Origin of the sequence: Clostridium sp. AF15-41, from assembly GCF_003604095.1 — a bacterium.
GTDB lineage: Bacteria > Bacillota > Clostridia > Lachnospirales > Lachnospiraceae > Coprococcus.
Window position 1 is genome coordinate 56,883 of sequence record NZ_QTMQ01000001.1, and the last position, 18,875, is coordinate 75,757.

An 18,875-nucleotide genomic window follows, 5' to 3' on the forward strand; every position below is an offset into this window, starting at 1 on the left:
GCTTAGTCCTCCTTTGCTATGGCTGCTTCCAGTTCCTGATGAAGTGCCTTTATGATCTTGTCATATTCTGCTTCCACATCTTCCGGATGTGTATATTTGAAACGTCCGATCTTCTCACGAACCTCCATGTTCAGAATATTCTTTATAGTTGCACCACTCTTCAAGGCCTCTGATGATTCCTCATAGAATGCCAGCACAAGTTCCATCATGCGGAACTGCTTATCCAGTGGTGTGTAGGTGTCGATCTCATGGAATGAGTTCTGATGCAGGAAGTCCTCACGGATAGACCTGGCTGCTTCCATCTTCAGACGGTCACCTGCGGATAAGGCATCCATACCAACCATCTTAACGATCTCATCCAGCTCTGCTTCTTCCTGTAATAATGTCATAAGCTTCTGACGATCTTCCATCCAGTGCTCATTGACATTTTCCTCAAACCATTTTCCCATGTTATCTACATACAGCGAATAACTGGTCAGCCAGTTGATCGCCGGGAAATGTCTCTTATAAGCCAGTGCGGAATCCAGTCCCCAGAATACCTTAACGATACGAAGGGTTGCCTGTGATACCGGCTCTGAAATATCACCACCGGGAGGTGATACGGCTCCGATTACGGATAAAGCTCCTGTTCTTCCTTCCGAACCAAGTGTCTTAACCATACCGGCACGCTCATAGAACTGTGCCAGACGGCTTCCAAGATATGCAGGATAACCTTCCTCACCGGGCATCTCCTGTAAACGTCCTGACATTTCTCGAAGTGCTTCTGCCCATCTGGAAGTAGAGTCAGCCATCAGCGCAACGGAATATCCCATATCACGGAAATATTCTGCAATCGTAATACCGGTGTAAATAGAAGCCTCTCTGGCTGCAACCGGCATATCCGATGTATTTGCGATCAGAACGGTTCTCTCCATCAGGGAGTATCCTGTCTTCGGGTCTTTCAGTTCCGGGAACTCGTTTAATACGTCTGTCATCTCATTTCCACGCTCACCGCATCCGATGTATACAACGATATCGGCTTCTGCCCATTTTGCAAGCTGATGCTGGATAACGGTCTTTCCACTACCGAATGGTCCGGGAACTGCTGCTACACCACCCTTTGCGATCGGGAAGAATGCATCAACAACTCGCTGTCCTGTGATAAGCGGCATAACCGGTGGAATCTTCTCTGCGTAAGGACGACCTTTACGAACCGGCCATTTCTGCATCAGAGTCAGTTCCTTATCACCCTTTGCTGTCTCGATCACACATACAGTTTCTTCTACTGTGAAATCTCCGCTCTTGATCTCTTTTACAGTTCCTTCTATACCATATGGAACCATGATCTTCTGAGTTACGACAACTGTCTCCTGTACGGTTCCGATCACATCTCCGGTCTCTACCTTGTCCCCTGCCTTAACGCATGGAACAAATGGCCATTTGATGTCTCTCTTTAATGATGGAACTTCAACGCCTCGCTGCAAATTATTTCCACAGATTTTCATGATATCATCCAGAGGTCTCTGGATACCGTCATAGATACTGCTGATCAGTCCCGGTCCAAGTTCTACGGACAGCGGCATTCCGGTTGACTCTACCGGTGCACCCGGTCCAAGTCCTGATGTCTCTTCGTAAACCTGAACAGATGCCTGATCTCCATGCATCTCTATGATCTCGCCGATCAGTCGGCTCTCACTTACTCTGACAACGTCATACATATTCGCGTCACGCATTCCCTCTGCGATAACAAGAGGTCCTGCAACTTTTTTTATCTTACCTGTTGCCACGTTTTCTGGTCACGCTCCTTCCTAGTTTCCACTGAACAGAATGTCCGAACCGACTGCCTGTTCTACGGATTTCTTTACTCCATTTATACCCGCGGATGTATTACCGGAAACTCCTGGGATCAGGATGATCGCCGGAAGCATCTGCGTCTTATATCTCTCTATCTCTTTCTTGATCTGCTCTGCCATGCTCTCTGTTACATAGATAACGGCATATCCACTTTCTGCCAGTCTTCTGAGCTGTGTACTGCCCTGTTCTGCATCGGATACCGGGAAGGTCTCAAGTCCCAGAGTCGCAAAGCCATAGATGCTGTCATATTCACCTAATACTGCAATTCTATACATACATTTCCCTTACCCTTTCCCTGATCGCATCATCCGGCAGATGATTTAACTTTCCGGTCAGGATGATCCTGACTGTCTTAATCTCATTCTGCCTTGCAAGTACATAAGCAACAAGTGGTCCGATCGTAAATGAATTATATTTCTGTGGCCGGATCGCCTCTATGATCCGGTTGTCGCACCAGCGTTCAAATGCGGATGAACTGTCTGATAATGCCGCAGCTCCACCGGAATACGGTGTTTCTTCCAGATATTTGATCACATCCGGCATGCCGGAAAGTGCTGCCCGCATCAGCCGTTCCACATTGAGCGTCTGACATTCCTCCATCGCACGTCTCATAAAATCCAGTCCTTTTTCTGTCTTTACAGAACGGACTGCGATCTTGATATTTGCAACTGCCACAACTGTCTCTGCATATTCTTTTAATAATGCATCTCCATTCTTCTCCGCTGCCGCAAGCATTGCTCGCATGGCTGCCCGGTCGATGATAACATCACACATCTGACCATCTCCGGTATGCACCAGACACTCATATGCCTCTAATGCGCATTCCCGCATAGATTCCGGTAATGACCGGAAATCTTTATTTTTAATGATCTCGACTAATGCTTCACCCGAAACAGATGCATTGTCATAAAATACATTTGCCTGAACTTCTCCGTCTACAACGGTTTTGATCGCTGCCTTCAGATTATGGAAACTATCCTGGATCAACAATACGTCAAATACTGTCTGATCGGATACCATCTCCTTGACCAGTGTCCATGTTTTTTCCAGTTCCCTGTTCAAAATGGTCTCTGCATCCTGCACTCCGGCTTCTGTATCACCCCAGCCTTTTTCACCTAAGAACTGAAGGCAGTCCGCATATGTTTTCTGGGCGATCAACTGCTCGATCACAGCCTGTGAAAACAAGGACATCTCAAGTGCCCGGATTCTGGCAACAGCATATATATATTTGTCTGCCATTTTTCTACCTCCCTTATGTGAATAACAGGGAATTTAATTTGTCTGCCATTTCTTCTTTCTGCGCATGGAACATGGCAGTTAACGAACAATTCTCCTCGATACCGCCATAGATCAGGATAAATCCTCCGTCTATATCACTGGCTTTATCTGCAAGCGTCAAATCTCCTCCATGTGCTTTTGCTATCTCTGATACCCGTTTTGCAAATCCTGCCGGAAGCCGCTCCATATCTTTGGCTGAGAAGCTGATCTGTCCACTCTTCGGCTGTACTGCATTTCCGATCATACGCTCCATCATATGGAAATATCTGTCAACTTCCATATCGATCATTCCGTTATAGGCTTTACCTATCACTTCATTGATGATCTCCTGCTTTGCCTTTAAGACTGTCTGGCGTTTCTTCAGGTCGGCAGAGGATTTTGCCCTTGCCATTCCGTCCGCTTTTACATGGCTGACCTTTTCAGCTGAACCCGCCTTGATCTTATCTGCTTCCACCTTTGCATCTTCTATAATCTGATCTGCCTTTTTCTGTGCATCTTCAAGGATCATATCGGATTGAGTGTTTGCTTCTTCCAGAATCTGTTCAACGATCTTCTCTAATCCTGTCATACAAATCCTCCTGTACTACTTGTTCAATCATGTTTCAAATTTGCGCCTGTTTTATACCGGTACACCGTTAATTGCAAGAATTGATACGAGCAGAGCAAGGATCGCATATGTCTCTACCATTGCAGGGAAAAGCATTGCTTTACCGAACTGATCCGGCTTCTTTGCTACGATACCAACTGCTGATACAGCGGTTTTGCCCTGATGCATAGCGGATACAAGACCAACTAATGCGATTGGAAGACATGCTGCAAGGATCAGTAATCCGGTCGCTGTTGAAAGCTCTGCAGGAGCACCATTTAAAATACCGATCTTTGATAAAGCGATGAATCCTACCAGCAGTCCATAGATACCCTGTGTACCGGGAAGAAGCTGGATGATAAGAACCTTTGCGAATTTGCTTGGATCTTCACTTACTACACCTGATGCAGCCTGACCTGCGATACCTACACCGTAAGCAGATCCCATACCTGCCAAAATAACTGCTAATGCAGCTCCTGTTAAAGCTAAAACTGTACCCATTGTCATATTGATTATTCCTCCTTAATTTCCGGATTACAGGTTTTCATGCCTGCATTCCCTATATCTATATATTTTGTATTTTCTTTAAATGGATGGAACGCTTCGCCGCCACCCTCATAAAACTTACCAAAGAATTCTACATACTGAAGTCGGCATGTATGAACATAAGCACCTAACATATTGATCGCAAGGTTAAATGTATGTCCGATGATGAATACCAGAATGAATACGATCGCGCCCAATATTCCATCTCCTACCATACTTCCCATCTGGTTGATAACCTGTGCGATAACACCGGTCGCAAGTCCCAGTGCAAGCAGTCTGGAATAAGATAACAGATCAGACAGCCAGCCTGTGATATTGTAAATATCATACAAACCAAGTGCCAGTCGGAGCACCGGATTCTTATGACTTCTGCCGGACATCACAACAATGATCGCTGCACCTAAGATCGTAATGACATAGCTGAAGGTCTTAAGTCCATCTGAAAAATGGAAGCTTACCTGTGCGATCGATGCAAATAAACTGGTTGGCATCAGCATCAGTACCAGACCGATGATGAGCAGATACCAGGATATAACATCTGAGAAGAAGCCTACAAAATCTTTCTTCTTTAAACACATATAACCTTTTAACGCCAGACCGCCGAACAGATGGATCAATCCAAATAACAGGGAGAAGATCAGCATCTTCATCGGGTTGTCAAGCGGTGCAAACCATACCGGTGCGATCGTGATCTCATGATGGAAGAAGGTTCGTGATACAACTGCTACCACATCTCCAAAATATCCTCCAAACAAGATACCCCATATCAATGTAGATATACCGCAATATTCAAATAATGTCAGTGACTTCTTCATGCCATCTCCCATCTTCGGGAACTTCCGAAGCAGGATGAAACATGCAAGGAATATAATAAGTCCATATGCCGCATCCGATAACATCAATCCGAAGAAGAATACATAGAATAAACTCATCGGTGTCGTCGGATCCATCTCGCCTCTGGCAGGAAGTCCATAGGATTCCAAGATTCCTTCTGCCGATGCAAATGGCATCTTATTACTTAACTTTACCGGTGCCGTTTCATCCTCAGGTATCTCGCCGGTCTCGACCATCAACACGAAATTCTGATTCAGTTCTTCTTTTACCTTTTCCTCATCCCGTTCCAGCACATAACCGGTTATGATAAATGTACTGTTCGACTGAAGCAGGGTTCCAAGCACCTGATATTTCTCAGCTCTGATCTTGTAATAATCGGATAAGGTCTTAAGTGCCTGCCTGCTTTCTGCAAATCCGGCAATCTGTTTTTTCAGATCCTCGATCTCATCCTCATACCCCTCTATCGTGAGTCGGTATTTCTTGATCTTATTCTCCGGCGTCCGTTTTGAAAAATACGACATCCGGGTAAATCCTTCTGCTCTTAAGGCTTCTTCCAGTCTTTCCGTCTCTGTTTTCAAACATACCACAAATATACATGTCTGATCTTTATCAGAAGATATCACCGTGATCTCATGAGCTGATAACTCCGGCTGCCTTTTTGCAACCAGTTCTTCTATCATATTCTCTGTAAGACCGGGTCCTAAGCTTCCCATGATCACATCTGTATGTTCGGTTCCGGTCGTATTGATCGGAACATCCATATTGATCCACGGTTTTAGTCCATCGATCGCAAGCTGACATTTGGCAATCTCTGCTTTGCAGTTTCCAATCTTCTTATCCTTGTCCCGGATCTTCTGCACGATCATATTATAATCATGCCGATTCTCAACAATATCCTTATATACAGAATCGTCTACATCAGCTTTGCCTGCAAGTGCCTGCAGCATCGATGTCTTTTCCGGTGCATATCTGCCAAGGATCTCTAAAGCTTCGTCGGTATTCTGGACTCGTTTTTCATATTTGGAACGCTGACTGGTTGTGTTGATCTTCTTAAATACATCCGTCTCATCCCCACCGGCCCGGATCTCCAAAGCTCCCATGGACTGGAGTTTCTCCAATATGGCTTTTCTGTCTTTCTTCATGGCGCATATGTCAATCTTTTTTATAGCCAATACCGCCATAATGATTACCTCCCTTCTGCATCCTGATATTCAAGCATTTACAATAGCTGCTTGATCACAAGCTCTACGGCTTCACCCTCTCGCTCGGATGCACGTTTTTTTAAGGAAGCAATCTCGTCGGATGCTTCTTTCAAAGCTTTTTCTGCAAGATCAGTTTCCAGTTTCTTCTGGTCGACCGCGATAGCCGCCAGATCTGTTTTAGAACCTGCATTTGCATCTACGATCATCGCATTTGCCTTTTCCTTTGCTTCCGTCTGAATTGCTTCTGCTTTTTTACCGGCTTCTTTTACGATCTCGGCTGCCTTTGCTTCTGCATCTTCTAATGTCTTCATGGCTTCCTGTAGCATAATTTCTCCCTCCATAATTATTAATCTCGGCATGAAATGCCGCTCTGCTAATATTTTATTATGTTAGTGTGCTCTTTTCAAGCAATATTTATCTTCTTTTATAGATTTTTCATCAAAAGATCATGAAATTTTACTGGTTTTTAAGGCATTTTTGACAAACAATACAAACTGTCAAATTTAGTTTAACCATTTTTCACGTCATTTTGCACAATTTTAAGGTAAAAATACAAAGACCGGATGAGGGCATCTATATCTTTATTTCGCAGAACACTCTCGCTCTGTTTTACACGTAGCGGTTCTAAGCTCACTGCTTACGCAGTTCACTAAGTACCGACGTGTAAAAATGTCTGCTACATAAAATATAGATGCCCTCATCCGGTCTTTTGTATTTTTATTCTACCACATTACCAGTATCAACTCGCCTGTCGGCTCAAACAAGCACTCACATTTGCTGGTATATGCAGTTCATATCGAAATCCTCGATAATGTCTTCTGACTGCGGTCTTATTATATGGTTGTTGTTATTTTACATACATTAAATCCCAATGCAAAAAACATCATCTATCAGGGCAGGATATATATACCTTTATTTCGCAGAACACTTTCGTTCTGTTTCACACGTAACGGTTCTAAGCTCACTGCTTACACAGTTCACTAAGTACCGACGTGTGAAAAGGTCTGCTACATAAAGTATATACATTCCACCCTGATAGATGATGTTTTTCTTACTACTTATAATCTTCTATAAATTACATATCCCTTATCCGCAAATGTTCCAGTGCTAACTCGCCTGTCGACTCAGACCGGCACTCACATTTGCTGGCATATGCAGTTTATAGTGTTTTTCCTTACTCTTCAATCATTTTGATTCTTCTGATATGACGTTCGTCATTTGAGAATAGTGTGTCAAGGAAGGTGTCAACGATCTTGAGTGCCAGTCCCGGTCCGGTTACACGGGCACCCATTGCAAGGATATTGGCATCGTTATGCTCTCTTGTCGCCTGTGCACTGAAGCAATCGCCACAAAGTGCCGCACGGATTCCCGGTACTTTATTTGCTGTAATAGAGATTCCGATTCCTGTTCCGCAGATCAGGATTCCTCGCTCACATTCTCCGTCTGCTACTGCATGTGCAACTTTCTTTGCATATACCGGATAATCAACGGATTCCTCGCTGTAGCATCCGTAATTCTTGTATTCCAGTCCTCTTTCTTCCAGATGCTTGATCACATCCTGCATTAATCCGTATCCACCATGGTCACATCCAAGTGCTATCATATTCTTTGTCCTGCCTTTCTTGTTTTCAAAATCTTTTCGGGTGGTTGTCACCCAACCCGTTTTTTCTATGTTAACTTTTTTCATTATATCATGATTCGCACCTTTGGTGCTTACCGTTGCTTCGCAACTATCATGATCCAATTCGTCGTTCACCAATCATGCAAGCATGTTGGTTCTCTTGCACTCATTATATCGTGAGCATAGCTCACTCAATGCATTCCGCAAAATCAGCATCCTTGCGAGCAAATAATTTTGCGTTCATTATATCACACCGATATAATTCTATGTCCTGCTGCTTTGATCAGTCGGTTCATGATCGCATATCCCATATCACCTTCCCGGAAGGATTCACTGTAAATATAGTCTGCGCCGATATCATCACACAAACGAAGCAGCCGGTACAGGGATGAAGATACCGTAATTTCATTCTTTTTGCTTCCCGCATCAAGGACATTTTCACAGGAATATAAATCCGTATTTTCTGTATCACACAGAACTGCCGTCTTATATCCTTCTGCCTGCTTACAAGCAACCAGCTCTGCAATCTTTGCGGCAACCTTTTCCCGCTCACCCTCTACGATCGTGAGTTTTCCCTTCGGTGCATAATGTGTGTATTTCATACCCGGAGCTTTTGGTCTGACCTTCATATCCACGCTTTCCAGTGCCGGATCGATCATGACATCTCCTAAGATATTCTTGATCATATCCGCTGAGATATAACCCGGACGTAAAATTGTCGGACGATTGCCTGTCACATCTACGATCGTGGACTCAATTCCGATTCCGACCGGTCCGCCATCTAAGATCATATCGATCCTGCCGGACAGATCTTCCTCTACATGTGCTGCTGTTGTCGGTGATGGTCTTCCGGACAGATTTGCACTCGGTGCTGCAATATACACGCCTGAATCTTTGATCAGCTTCATAGCTGCCGGGTGTGATGGCATACGGATCGCTACCGTTTCCAAACCGCCGGTTGTCTCATGCGGTACAATGTCTTTCTTTTTGAAAATGATCGTCAGTGGCCCCGGCCAGAACGCTTCCATAAGCATCTGTGCCTGTGTGGACACCTCTGCCGCCAACTCCCATACACTTGCCGTATCAGCAATATGTACGATCAACGGATTATCCGATGGTCTTCCCTTGGCACTGTAAATTTTTTCGGATGCCTTTGGATTTAACGCATCTCCACCTAGTCCATATACGGTTTCTGTTGGAAATGCAACCAGTCCACCACTTTTTAATATATCCGAAGCTTTCCGGAATAATTCTTCGTTTTCCAGATCAGCTTTCGCTACTATGGTTTTCATTTTAATTACCAGCCTTACCTGTATAGTCAGGCACATCGCCTGCCAGTCTCATTTTAGCCTTATCCCCTCACAGTGTCAACCTGTGAAAAAGAGCTTCCCGAATCATGGGTATAATCTCTATATTCTCACACTTATACCCTCTATTATATGCTACCATTGGGTATCGCACCTGTTTTTTCGTCTTCATACCAAATTTATTTAGCTTCGTCGGGTATTTTCCCCCAACATTCTTCCTAATACCCGCATCAGACTTGTCCTTGTGGGTATCGTGCGCTCATATCCTATCTTATACCCATATCTGATCAGTCGTCTCGGGTACGACGCCTACTTATCATCTACCATACCCTCATCTAGCTTGCCTTGTGGGTATCGTGCGCTTATTTTCCATTCCATACCCTCATCTAACCAGACACCTCGGGTATCATACTTACTCATCCATTGCCATACCCAGAAATCAAGCATCATCAAGCAATAAATCACGTTTACAAACACAAATATAGCCTGTCTGGCTGTTGACTAGATTACTGCACTATGACATTCACGAGGATTTCGTTATGAAATGCATATGCCGGCAAATGTGAGTGCTTGTCTTAGCCCATCAGGGCGAGTTGCACAGGAACATTTGCGAATAGGGGATATGAATTTCATAGGAACCACAGGGAGTTAACTGTAAAAAAATAAAATGAACGCTGCCATTACTATTATGTAGTAAGCCTTATCCACGGCCGGTACTTAGGTTGCGTACTTTGCAACCTTATGTACCGCTGCACGTGGATTAGAGCGAAAGCGTCTTACGAAATAATAGGTAATGGCAACGTTCATTTTGTTTCAAAGTTACTCTGCTATGGATGCATCTGCCGGATACTCCTTGCCGAACCATGTGGCGATCACGCGGTATGGACACTTCGGTGTTGCAAGGCTGACAACCACCATGATGATCGTGGAGATCAGACAGGCAACGATACAGGAATTGAAACCAAGTGAGATTGGCAGAACGCCCATATCGATCAGGAGATATAAGCCAATACCACTGATGATACCTGCGATCGCGCCATACTCATTTGCCCGCTTCCAGAACAGTCCGAGAAGCAAAGTATGAAGAAATGCTACTGTCATACCACCGGTAGCATAAGTGATCAATGAAGCCAGAAGTTCCGGTGGATCACATGCAAATAAGAAAACAACTAGTGCAACAACGATAACACTGATAACATTTAACTTCTTTAATGTCTCCTGCTTTGCATCTTTATTGAACAGGTTCTTGTACAGATCACTGACGATCGTTCCTGCAAGAGATACGATCATTCCACCAACAGATGACTGAACCGCACCACATACACCGGCGAGAACCAGACCTGCTGCCCATGCAGGCATTACACTTACTGCAAGTGTCGGAATACCAAGGTCAGGAGTTGCAAGGCTTCCTTCCGGGAACATATATTTGATCGTGAAGCACAGACCATTCAAGCCAATGAGCCAGATTGCAACTACAACCGCACCAACCTTGATCGCATGATGCAGAGTCTGTGTATCCTTATAAGTAAGCGTTGTCATTGTTACATGAGGCATTGTACAGGTTGTGATACCCCATAAGAATGCAAACGAAAGAACCGTCTTTACACTTGCAGGTACGAACCAGTCCGGATTACTCTCAACTAATGACTGGATCGTCTCTGTATAGCTGAGATCTGTTCCGTTGATGCCCATAATAAATAAGATAATAACGGAAACTGTCATGATAATTCCCTGAAAAACGATCGCAGATGCGATACCTTTAATACCACCTGTGATAGCTGCGATGATAACAAGTACAGTGAAAATAGCAAGTCCGATACGATAATCCTGACCGGTTAAGATCTGGAAAATTCTTCCGCCGCCGGTAATTGTGGATACGGCAAATGCTCCAAGGAAGAACAGGATAACCAGTCCGCAGAGCGCACCAACGATCTTGCTGTTGTTATATCTGTGCATCAGAAGTTCAACAAATGTCTTGGAATCCGTTCTTCTGGCTACGATACCGACACGCTTACCGATCAGTCCAAGTACCATGAAGTTCGTGCACATGGACCAGAAACAGCATACCATCCAGGTCGCACCAAATGTATATGTATAACCCGGTACACCCATGAATACTCCGGCACCGGCAACACCGGCAGATACCATCATGGCAGTTACAAGCACACCACCGCTTCTACCGCCGGTATAGAATTTGCTCAGGTAATCACCTTTTCCATTTGCCATTGCTTTTCTGGTAACAAGACTGTATACCAACTGGAAAATCGTATATGCGGCAAATACAATAATGATTATAATTCTCTGATTTGTAGATAAGTTCATCTCTATTTGCCCTCCTTATGTTTTCTTTCTTTTAATTTTCCGTTTGGAGTAACATCCATGTCACGATATACAAATGTTACAACCAGAATAACCGCTACTACCATTGCGATCAAAATAATGATCTCATTAAAAATCCACTGTGGAAATCCAAGAATGTATTTGTACTTTGATACATCCTTACCGCCCACCAGATACAGGTTGGCGATCATCAGCACCATAAATACCAGATAGGTTCCAAGCGTGATCCAGAATTCCTTTGTTGTCTGGGTGAAACGCTCATCCGGCTCTATTGATTTCAAATCATAATCCCTGCTGTCAGGATCAATGTTGTTATTTATCTGACTCATCTTATGTGTCTCCTCTCAACGTAAGTTTTTGATTAATTATGAAACGAAAAAATCATTCACCGAGTAAAATAATCACTGTTATTTACGCATATAAAATCTTCAATCGTTTTATCATAGTTTGTTCTTCTCCGGAAATGGATCGTCCAGCATTCTTGTCGCATGGAACTGACCCTTTTCTGCAGAAGCAAGCTGCAGCAATACAGCTCCGATACCTGCTGCACCATCGAATAAACCGATCGGTGTACTTAATACATCCGGTGCGACACGGTCAAGTGCAAATCTCCATGCGCACTCTCTTCCTTCCGTACCGTCTGTGATCGTTGCTCCGTCTGTGATGACCTTACCGCACCTCTTTGCCTGTTCCAGATAAGTCTCATCACCAAATGCAGCCCACAGACCCAGATACATATTTAACAGGCCCGCAGTTCCGCAGCAGATATTGTAGGTATTCCAGTAGCCTTCTGTCCGAACCTCAGGTGCTCCTGTGTCAATTACACCCTGTGTCAGCATATCGATATACCGCTTATACCAGTCTTCTCCTGTCATCTCATATAATTTATAGAAGAAACGATTTGTTCCCGCCGGGCCATGACAATAGCCAAGATAGAACAGATCCTTACGATCCGGCAAACCATGTGGGATCAGGCTTCCTGCCTTCATCTTAACCGCCTGTGCGATCATGAAATCCGCGATTCCCTTTGTCGCATCCAAGAACTTCTGATCACCGGATGCTTCGTACAGATTCAGCAGTACAAATCCGATTCCTCCGGTTCCCATCGGGAAGTTCGGATCGATATAATCTTCTTTTGCTCCGAAGTAGACAGGATCTACACCCGGATACCAACAGGTTCCGTTTCCTGCATCATGCCTCTGCTCGAGGAAATTCTCTCCTGCTTTTGCTGCAAATGCTGTCCAGTCCTCTCTGCCAAATGTTTTTGCTGCATATAAGAAGAACAGAACCGTTCCGGCATCTCCTACGATACCCGGAAATGAAGTCCAGCTATAACCTTTGCCGTTTTTTCCGGGCTTTGCATCTGCCTTTGCAGACTCAATAATATCTGCCACAAATGTTTTATATTTCTCATTTCCGGTTGCCTTATAGAGCTGTATCATGGCAAAGCCTGCTCCGCTCCATCCACTGGAAAATGCATATTTTGAAAAGTTTCTTTTCAGATCCCGGTCATGATCAAAACGATAACGGATATATGTGGCTGCTTCTTCTGCCTCCTGCAGATAGCCCGCATCATTCGTCGCCTGATATAATCCCAGAAGAAATACAATGATTCCGGACGCCCCGGCATACATACAGATCTCATCATAATAGATGGGTCTTCCTTCTGCCGCATCCTGCAAAGACCAGTAGATACCTTCCGGTCCCTGTTTCTTCCTGCTGTTTATAAAATTCATGGTTTCTTTCGCATATGTAAGATAGTCTGCCATGTTGTCTCCTTCCTGTTCTATGTTTTATATTACATATATATGTTCTTGACCTTACCAAACAGAGGACGCTCCCACTCGTTTCTTTTATTCCCCTGCATACATCTTGGTTGACAGATATTTGAATGCGTTGTCAGCCATGATGATTGCAATATTCTTTCCTGCTGCTTCCGGACGTTCAGCTATGATCGTTGCTGCCTTTAAGGCTGCTGCCGCTGACTGTCCGAGGAATACGCCATCACTCTTTACCAGTCTTCTTCCTGTCTCATATGCATCTTCTGCTACAATATCCAGACATTCATCATATGGGACCTGCTCCGGATTGAAGAATACCGGAACACTCTGTGCCGGAACATCGTTAAATGCAAGTACGCCGTCGATCGTATTTGCTTCCGGATGATTGACATTCTTTCTGGACTGTACTGCCGGCTGTGCGCCGATGATCTTGATATCAGAATTTTTCTCTCTGAAATATCTGGACAGACCAGCCAGTGTTCCACCGGTTCCGACCAGTGCTACCACATAATCAACCTTTCCATCTGTGTCCTCCCAGATCTCAGGTCCTGTTGTACGGTAGTGTGCTTCCGGGTTATCCGGATTTGTTCCCTGATCGATATAGAAGTAACCATGCTCATCTGCATATTTGTTCATGATAACGGTAAGCTTCGCCATGCTTAAGCCACCATTCTGCAGCATCTCCAGGAAGCCCGGCACATCAGCTGCCTGAAGCAGCTCTACACCATATGCTTTTAAGATCAGTGTACGTTCTACCGATACTCCCGGCTGAATCACTACTACATATTTATATCCTCTGGCATTTGCAAATGCTGCTGTTGCAATTCCTGTATTTCCGCTTGTAAAATCAAGGATCGTTCCGCCCGGCTTCAGTTTACCTGATTTCTCTGCCTCTAAGATCATGTTAAGGGCTGCACGGTCCTTTACGCTTCCTGATGGATTGAAATACTCCAGCTTACCAAGGAGATGGGCGTTCAGCCCTAACTCTTTTTCATAATTTACGAATTCTACCAATGGGGTATGTCCTACAAGTTCTGTAATTGATGAATGAATATTTGCCATTTTTCTATTTCTCCCTTTTCCTATCTGGTTAGTATGTTTTGTTGTCGTTATAAAACCCGGAAGCATCAACCTCCGGGTAAATGTCTGTTTGTCAGTCACCATCCAACTCTGGATAAATGATTTTCTCATCCGGCACATCTTATAGCGTTTCTTTATCATAGTATTAAAGTAGGTTTTATATGTTATGTGCCTATTATAGTGACAGTTCCATAATTTGTCAACCAGTCAAAATATTTTAACTGGCTATAACCACAGCTTATAACCGAACCAATCTGTAACTCTTATAACAGTTACACCGGCTAACGTTATTACATTACGATTCACGCCTTTGATGTTTTCTGCAAAACCATCATACTTGCCTGTGGTTATGCTGTGATCACTGCTTTCAGACGGTCAAGTGCCTCCTTGATCGTTGCTCTCGGACATGCCCCATTGATACGTTCAAAGCCTTCGCCTACCTGCCCAAAGATCGCACCACTGTCAAGCCACAGCTTTGCCTGATTCACGATCAGGTTCTCCCGTTCCTTCTCGGTCATTCCGAGTGACCTGAAATCCAGCCACAGCAGATAAGTTCCTTCCGGCTCGATCAGCTTGATCTGTGGAAGTTCCTTTTTCAGGTAATCACGCACAAATGCGATATTACTCTCTACATATCTCATCATTGCCTGATACCATGTCTCGCCATGAGTATACGCTGCTTCACAGGCGGTAAGTCCCATTGCATTTAACTGGCTGTAGCCCGCCGCATCCACCTGCTTACGAAATACTGCGCGCAGGGTTCCATTTGGAATAAAGATATTCGACACCTGAAGTCCTGCCAGATTGAAGGTCTTTGCAGGAGAAGTACAGGTAACGGAGTTCTGTTCGAATTCTTTCTTGATCGTCGCAAATACCGTGTGCTGGTGGTCTCCGAAAACAAAATCCTCATGTATCTCATCACTTACAACCGTAACGCCATGCTTGATACAGATATCACCCATCTTCGTAAGCTCCTCTGCCGTCCATACACGGCTGACCGGATTATGCGGACTGCACAACAGGAACAGCACAACATGATTGTCAACGATCTGTTTCTCAAAATCATCAAAATCGATATGATATTTTCCATCATCCCCAAGTACCAGATCATTGCTCACAAGCTTCCGGTTATTATCACGGATCACTTCTGAAAACGGATAATAGACCGGCTGCTGGATCAGAACGGCATCCCCTGCCTTGGAATATGCTTTGACCGCCATCGCCAGTGCAAATACAACACCCGGTGTCTTTGTCAGCCAGCTTCGTTCCACCTTCCAGTCATGGTGAGTTTCCATCCATTTGCTGACCGCCTCGAAATAACTCTCTCTGCTCTCCGTATAGCCAAAAATTCCATGCTGTACACGCTCTATCAACGCATCCAGCACCAGACTCGACGTCTTAAAATCCATATCTGCAACCCAGAGAGGAAGTACATCCGCAGGCTTTCCTCTCCTCTCTGCAAAGTCAAATTTCAAACAGTCTGTATTTCTTCTATCTATTACTTCATCAAAATTCAGGTTTTTTTCTTCCATAATTATCCTCCCGTTATGTCTCAGATCCTATGCTGTAAATATATTTCCATATCAAAATATTTTTCAGGCAAATTACTTTTTCATCATTATTCATATATTACACTGTTTTATTCCCGAAAAGAATCAATTGCCTGTTTCAGATCCGCGATCAGATCCTTCTTATCTTCGATTCCTGCCGACAGACGCAGAACACTGTCTGTAATACCGTTCTTTATACGGATTTCCTCCGGTACATCCGCATGAGTCTGTGTCGTCGGATATGTGATCAAGGTCTCTACGCCGCCGAGACTTTCTGCAAATGGGATCAGCTTTAGGGATTCCAGTATATGGAGTGCCAGCGCCTTGCTCTCCACTTCAAATGTCAGCATGCTTCCAAATCCACTCGCCTGGCTCTTACAAACCTCATAATTATTTGTTCCCGGTATTCCCGGATAATAGACATTCTTTACTTTCTTCTCCTGCAACAGGAATTCCACGATCGCCTGTGCATTTTCCTGTGCCTTCTCCATACGGATCGGCAGTGTCTTGATGCCACGAAGCACCAGCCAGCTGTCAAATGGCGCAAGTCCCGCACCTGTCGTCTTTATGATATATCGTAATTTCTCCGAAAGCTCCGGTGTATTTACCACGATAAATCCGGCCAGCGTATCGTTATGTCCGCTTAAGAACTTTGTTCCGCTGTGCAGGATGATATCGGCTCCCAGTTCAAATGGCCGCTGGAAATACGGTGACAGAAATGTATTATCCACGATCAGCAGCAGATTATGTTTCTTTGCAAGTTCCGCCGTCTTGCGGATATCAATAACATTCATCATTGGATTAGTCGGTGTCTCGATATAGATTGCTTTTGTATTTTCTTTGATGTAGTTTTCCGGATCTTCCTCTGCAAAATTGATCCGGCTGAACTCAATACCATTTTTCTGATTAATATGATCAAATAAACGGATACTTCCGCCATACAGATCTGCTTCCGAAATGATATGGTCTCCCGGTTTGAAGATCTCCATCAATGTAGTAATAGCTGCCATGCCGGAAGAAAAAGCGAGAGCATCCAGTCCTCCTTCTAATGATGCAACGATCTTCTCCAACTGTTCTCTGGTCGGATTCTGGAGTCTACTGTAATCATACCCCGTACTCTGTCCAACTGCCGGATGCGCATACGTTGCTGTCTGATAGATAGGAAAGCTGATCGCTCCCGTTCTGTCGCCTTCAAATTTTTCGTGATTTCCATATATACATTTTGTAGCAATTCCTGTATCCATAATAACCGTCATCCTTTCCTGCTGCCTGCGTTTTTGACTTATGATTTGTTCTGACAGGCTATTACTGACATTACCAATCAGGGAACGCTTCCGCTCGTTGAGCCCTGCAGCGGTACTAAGATGCTGCTTTCGCACCATCAAGTACCGGCGGTCTCAAATGTCCCTGTATTGGCAAGTCATAATAGCCTGTCAGAACAAATCATAAGTTCATGCATTATTTATACCATAGTATATCAGTAGGAATAAGATTCCGGTACTATGTATTTCTGTGAGCTGGTTATAAGTATCATTTATAGCCAGCTTGTTACTTGATTTTCATTTACCCCGCTCCCTGCAGGCTCAGACCTCACAACAAAGAAAACGGCTGAGCGTCTACTCAGCCGTCTTCTTTACATTTTCCTGTGTTCCGTATTGGGTCAGTATCTCGATATAGCGTCTGCCAAGGGTACTCAGCCGCATGCCTTTTCGTTTGATATAGCCGATCGTCATTTTCTCCTCCGTGTCAAGCGGAATTGCACGGTAAGCACTGCCGTTTAATTCTTCACAGATAATACCGGAGCACAATGTATATCCGTTCATACCAACCATCAGATTCAGCATCGTTGCACGGTCATCTGCCTTGATGATCTGCTTGTATTCCAGCGTGCTGAATACTTCTTCTGCATAATAAAACGAATTTCGTTCGCCCTGTTCAAAGGAAAGACAAGGATAATCTTTTAATTCTTCAAATGCGATCTTCTCTTTTCCTGCCAGCGGATGCTCGTTGCTCAGATACACGAATACATCACAGTCAAATAATTCCGTGAATTCCAGTCCGTTTTCTGAGAAGATCTTCTGCAAAGCCTTTCGATTGAACTCATTTAAATATAAGATTCCAAGTTCACTCCGGTAGTCTCTTACAAACTCGATCACTTCATTTGTCCGTGTCTCATGCACAGCCAGTTCGAAATCATCCAGCCTGATCTCCTTTGCAAGCTCGATAAAAGCTTCTACCGCAAATGAATAGTGCTGCATGGATACACTGAATTTATTCTTTTTCTTTTCGTTATTTATGTATCGATCTTCGATCATCTGATTCAGTTCTACCATCTGTCTTGCATAGCTTAAAAACTCGTCTCCCTCCGCCGTGATCACGATACCACGATTGGTTCGGATAAATAATTCGATATTCAATTCTTCTTCCAGATCCCGTATCGTACTGGAAAGTGCCGGCTGGGATACATACAATGCTGCTGCCGCCTTATTCATGGATTTGGTATCTGCTATCTTTACAGCATAGACAAGCTGTTGTAATGTCATATCTGTGCCTCCCGATTGCTTCCTTATATGTTTTCTTTTTATACAGGTACTTTATGCTTTAATATACTATAAGACCTGTGTCCAAACAATTACGCTCATTGTACCACACCTCTATTTTGTTTTCGATATTTTCTGATCGTTTTTATAAGATTCTGTCAAAGCATAGTTCTTCAAATCGAATTTTCCGGTAAAAAAATGGTTAAAACTTTCTAAAAACGGTTGACTAAGCTTTTTATACATGATAAAAATATATCATTCAAAAAGGGAGTAGTTTCATGCTGTGCATGTGCCGATTCTCGTCAGTACGCCTTAAAAGGCCGGGGATCGGATAACCGATATATACGTTAAAACGAGACTTTTTGTGCATATTTTTT

The 18,875-nt window shown here is 44.0% G+C and carries 16 protein-coding genes; all 16 read right to left on the reverse strand.

Annotated features, from left to right (window positions below; all coding sequences use genetic code 11):
• Window positions 1-2: 2 nt before the first annotated feature.
• A complete protein-coding gene (locus DWW43_RS00230; RefSeq protein WP_117807211.1) occupies window positions 3-1,766 on the reverse strand; it encodes a V-type ATP synthase subunit A in 1,764 nt (587 codons plus the stop codon).
• Between the two features lie 21 nt (window positions 1,767-1,787).
• Complete coding sequence (locus DWW43_RS00235) at window positions 1,788-2,108, reverse strand: V-type ATP synthase subunit F (RefSeq protein ID WP_021944905.1); 321 nt, start codon at window positions 2,106-2,108, stop codon at window positions 1,788-1,790.
• The gene (locus DWW43_RS00240; protein WP_119962395.1) at window positions 2,101-3,072 is read right to left on the reverse strand and encodes a V-type ATPase subunit; all 972 of its coding nucleotides are present in this window, start codon (window positions 3,070-3,072) and stop codon (window positions 2,101-2,103) included. Before DWW43_RS00240 ends, DWW43_RS00235 begins: the two co-directional genes overlap by 8 nt.
• Before the next feature lie 13 nt (window positions 3,073-3,085).
• Window positions 3,086-3,679: a V-type ATP synthase subunit E family protein gene (locus tag DWW43_RS00245; protein ID WP_119962396.1), complete on the reverse strand. Its 594-nt coding sequence runs from the start codon at window positions 3,677-3,679 to the stop codon at window positions 3,086-3,088.
• A 51-nt stretch (window positions 3,680-3,730) separates the two neighbouring features.
• Window positions 3,731-4,204: a V-type ATP synthase subunit K gene (locus DWW43_RS00250; RefSeq protein ID WP_008402619.1), complete on the reverse strand. Its 474-nt coding sequence runs from the start codon at window positions 4,202-4,204 to the stop codon at window positions 3,731-3,733.
• A 5-nt stretch (window positions 4,205-4,209) separates the two neighbouring features.
• Window positions 4,210-6,258 (reverse strand): V-type ATP synthase subunit I, encoded by a 2,049-nt coding sequence (locus DWW43_RS00255; RefSeq protein WP_119962397.1) that lies wholly within the window; start codon window positions 6,256-6,258, stop codon window positions 4,210-4,212.
• 38 nt (window positions 6,259-6,296) lie between these two features.
• Window positions 6,297-6,605 carry a hypothetical protein gene (locus DWW43_RS00260; protein ID WP_119962398.1) on the reverse strand — a complete coding sequence of 103 codons (309 nt, stop codon included), beginning with the start codon at window positions 6,603-6,605 and terminating at the stop codon, window positions 6,297-6,299.
• A gap of 848 nt (window positions 6,606-7,453) precedes the next feature.
• Window positions 7,454-7,882, reverse strand: coding sequence for a ribose 5-phosphate isomerase B (gene rpiB / locus DWW43_RS00265; protein WP_119962522.1), 429 nt, complete (start codon window positions 7,880-7,882; stop codon window positions 7,454-7,456).
• Between the two features lie 266 nt (window positions 7,883-8,148).
• On the reverse strand, window positions 8,149-9,192 hold the full coding sequence (locus DWW43_RS00270; protein WP_119962523.1) for an L-threonylcarbamoyladenylate synthase: 1,044 nt from the start codon (window positions 9,190-9,192) through the stop codon (window positions 8,149-8,151).
• Between the two features lie 834 nt (window positions 9,193-10,026).
• On the reverse strand, window positions 10,027-11,529 hold the full coding sequence (locus DWW43_RS00275; protein ID WP_119962399.1) for a hypothetical protein: 1,503 nt from the start codon (window positions 11,527-11,529) through the stop codon (window positions 10,027-10,029).
• A gap of 2 nt (window positions 11,530-11,531) precedes the next feature.
• The gene (locus tag DWW43_RS00280) at window positions 11,532-11,876 is read right to left on the reverse strand and encodes a YhdT family protein (RefSeq protein ID WP_008402630.1); all 345 of its coding nucleotides are present in this window, start codon (window positions 11,874-11,876) and stop codon (window positions 11,532-11,534) included.
• Window positions 11,877-11,987: 111 nt separating this feature from the next.
• Entirely contained in the window at window positions 11,988-13,316 is a 1,329-nt protein-coding gene (locus tag DWW43_RS00285) for a lanthionine synthetase LanC family protein (protein WP_119962400.1), read from the reverse strand.
• 84 nt (window positions 13,317-13,400) lie between these two features.
• On the reverse strand, window positions 13,401-14,390 hold the full coding sequence (locus DWW43_RS00290) for a cysteine synthase family protein (RefSeq protein WP_119962401.1): 990 nt from the start codon (window positions 14,388-14,390) through the stop codon (window positions 13,401-13,403).
• Window positions 14,391-14,755: 365 nt separating this feature from the next.
• Window positions 14,756-15,940, reverse strand: a complete 1,185-nt coding sequence (locus DWW43_RS00295; RefSeq protein WP_119962402.1) for a MalY/PatB family protein — start codon at window positions 15,938-15,940, stop codon at window positions 14,756-14,758.
• Between the two features lie 107 nt (window positions 15,941-16,047).
• On the reverse strand, window positions 16,048-17,202 hold the full coding sequence (locus tag DWW43_RS00300) for a PLP-dependent aspartate aminotransferase family protein (RefSeq protein WP_117785709.1): 1,155 nt from the start codon (window positions 17,200-17,202) through the stop codon (window positions 16,048-16,050).
• Window positions 17,203-17,574: 372 nt separating this feature from the next.
• Entirely contained in the window at window positions 17,575-18,501 is a 927-nt protein-coding gene (locus DWW43_RS00305) for a LysR family transcriptional regulator (protein WP_119962403.1), read from the reverse strand.
• Window positions 18,502-18,875: the final 374 nt, after the last annotated feature.

Excerpts from the sequence above, each read along its gene's own strand:
- DWW43_RS00280 (WP_008402630.1), bottom strand. The coding sequence starts at position 11,876 with ATGAGTCAGATAAATAACAACATTGATCCTGACAGCAGGGATTATGAT.
- DWW43_RS00245 (WP_119962396.1), bottom strand. The coding sequence starts at position 3,679 with ATGACAGGATTAGAGAAGATCGTTGAACAGATTCTGGAAGAAGCAAAC.
- DWW43_RS00240 (WP_119962395.1), bottom strand. The coding sequence starts at position 3,072 with ATGGCAGACAAATATATATATGCTGTTGCCAGAATCCGGGCACTTGAG.
- DWW43_RS00235 (WP_021944905.1), bottom strand. The coding sequence starts at position 2,108 with ATGTATAGAATTGCAGTATTAGGTGAATATGACAGCATCTATGGCTTT.
- DWW43_RS00300 (WP_117785709.1), bottom strand. The coding sequence starts at position 17,202 with ATGGATACAGGAATTGCTACAAAATGTATATATGGAAATCACGAAAAA.
- DWW43_RS00295 (WP_119962402.1), bottom strand. The coding sequence starts at position 15,940 with ATGGAAGAAAAAAACCTGAATTTTGATGAAGTAATAGATAGAAGAAAT.
- rpiB (WP_119962522.1), bottom strand. The coding sequence starts at position 7,882 with ATGATAGCACTTGGATGTGACCATGGTGGATACGGATTAATGCAGGAT.
- DWW43_RS00250 (WP_008402619.1), bottom strand. The coding sequence starts at position 4,204 with ATGACAATGGGTACAGTTTTAGCTTTAACAGGAGCTGCATTAGCAGTT.
- DWW43_RS00275 (WP_119962399.1), bottom strand. The coding sequence starts at position 11,529 with ATGAACTTATCTACAAATCAGAGAATTATAATCATTATTGTATTTGCC.
- DWW43_RS00290 (WP_119962401.1), bottom strand. The coding sequence starts at position 14,390 with ATGGCAAATATTCATTCATCAATTACAGAACTTGTAGGACATACCCCA.
- DWW43_RS00270 (WP_119962523.1), bottom strand. The coding sequence starts at position 9,192 with ATGAAAACCATAGTAGCGAAAGCTGATCTGGAAAACGAAGAATTATTC.
- DWW43_RS00285 (WP_119962400.1), bottom strand. The coding sequence starts at position 13,316 with ATGGCAGACTATCTTACATATGCGAAAGAAACCATGAATTTTATAAAC.
- DWW43_RS00305 (WP_119962403.1), bottom strand. The coding sequence starts at position 18,501 with ATGACATTACAACAGCTTGTCTATGCTGTAAAGATAGCAGATACCAAA.
- DWW43_RS00260 (WP_119962398.1), bottom strand. The coding sequence starts at position 6,605 with ATGCTACAGGAAGCCATGAAGACATTAGAAGATGCAGAAGCAAAGGCA.
- DWW43_RS00255 (WP_119962397.1), bottom strand. The coding sequence starts at position 6,258 with ATGGCGGTATTGGCTATAAAAAAGATTGACATATGCGCCATGAAGAAA.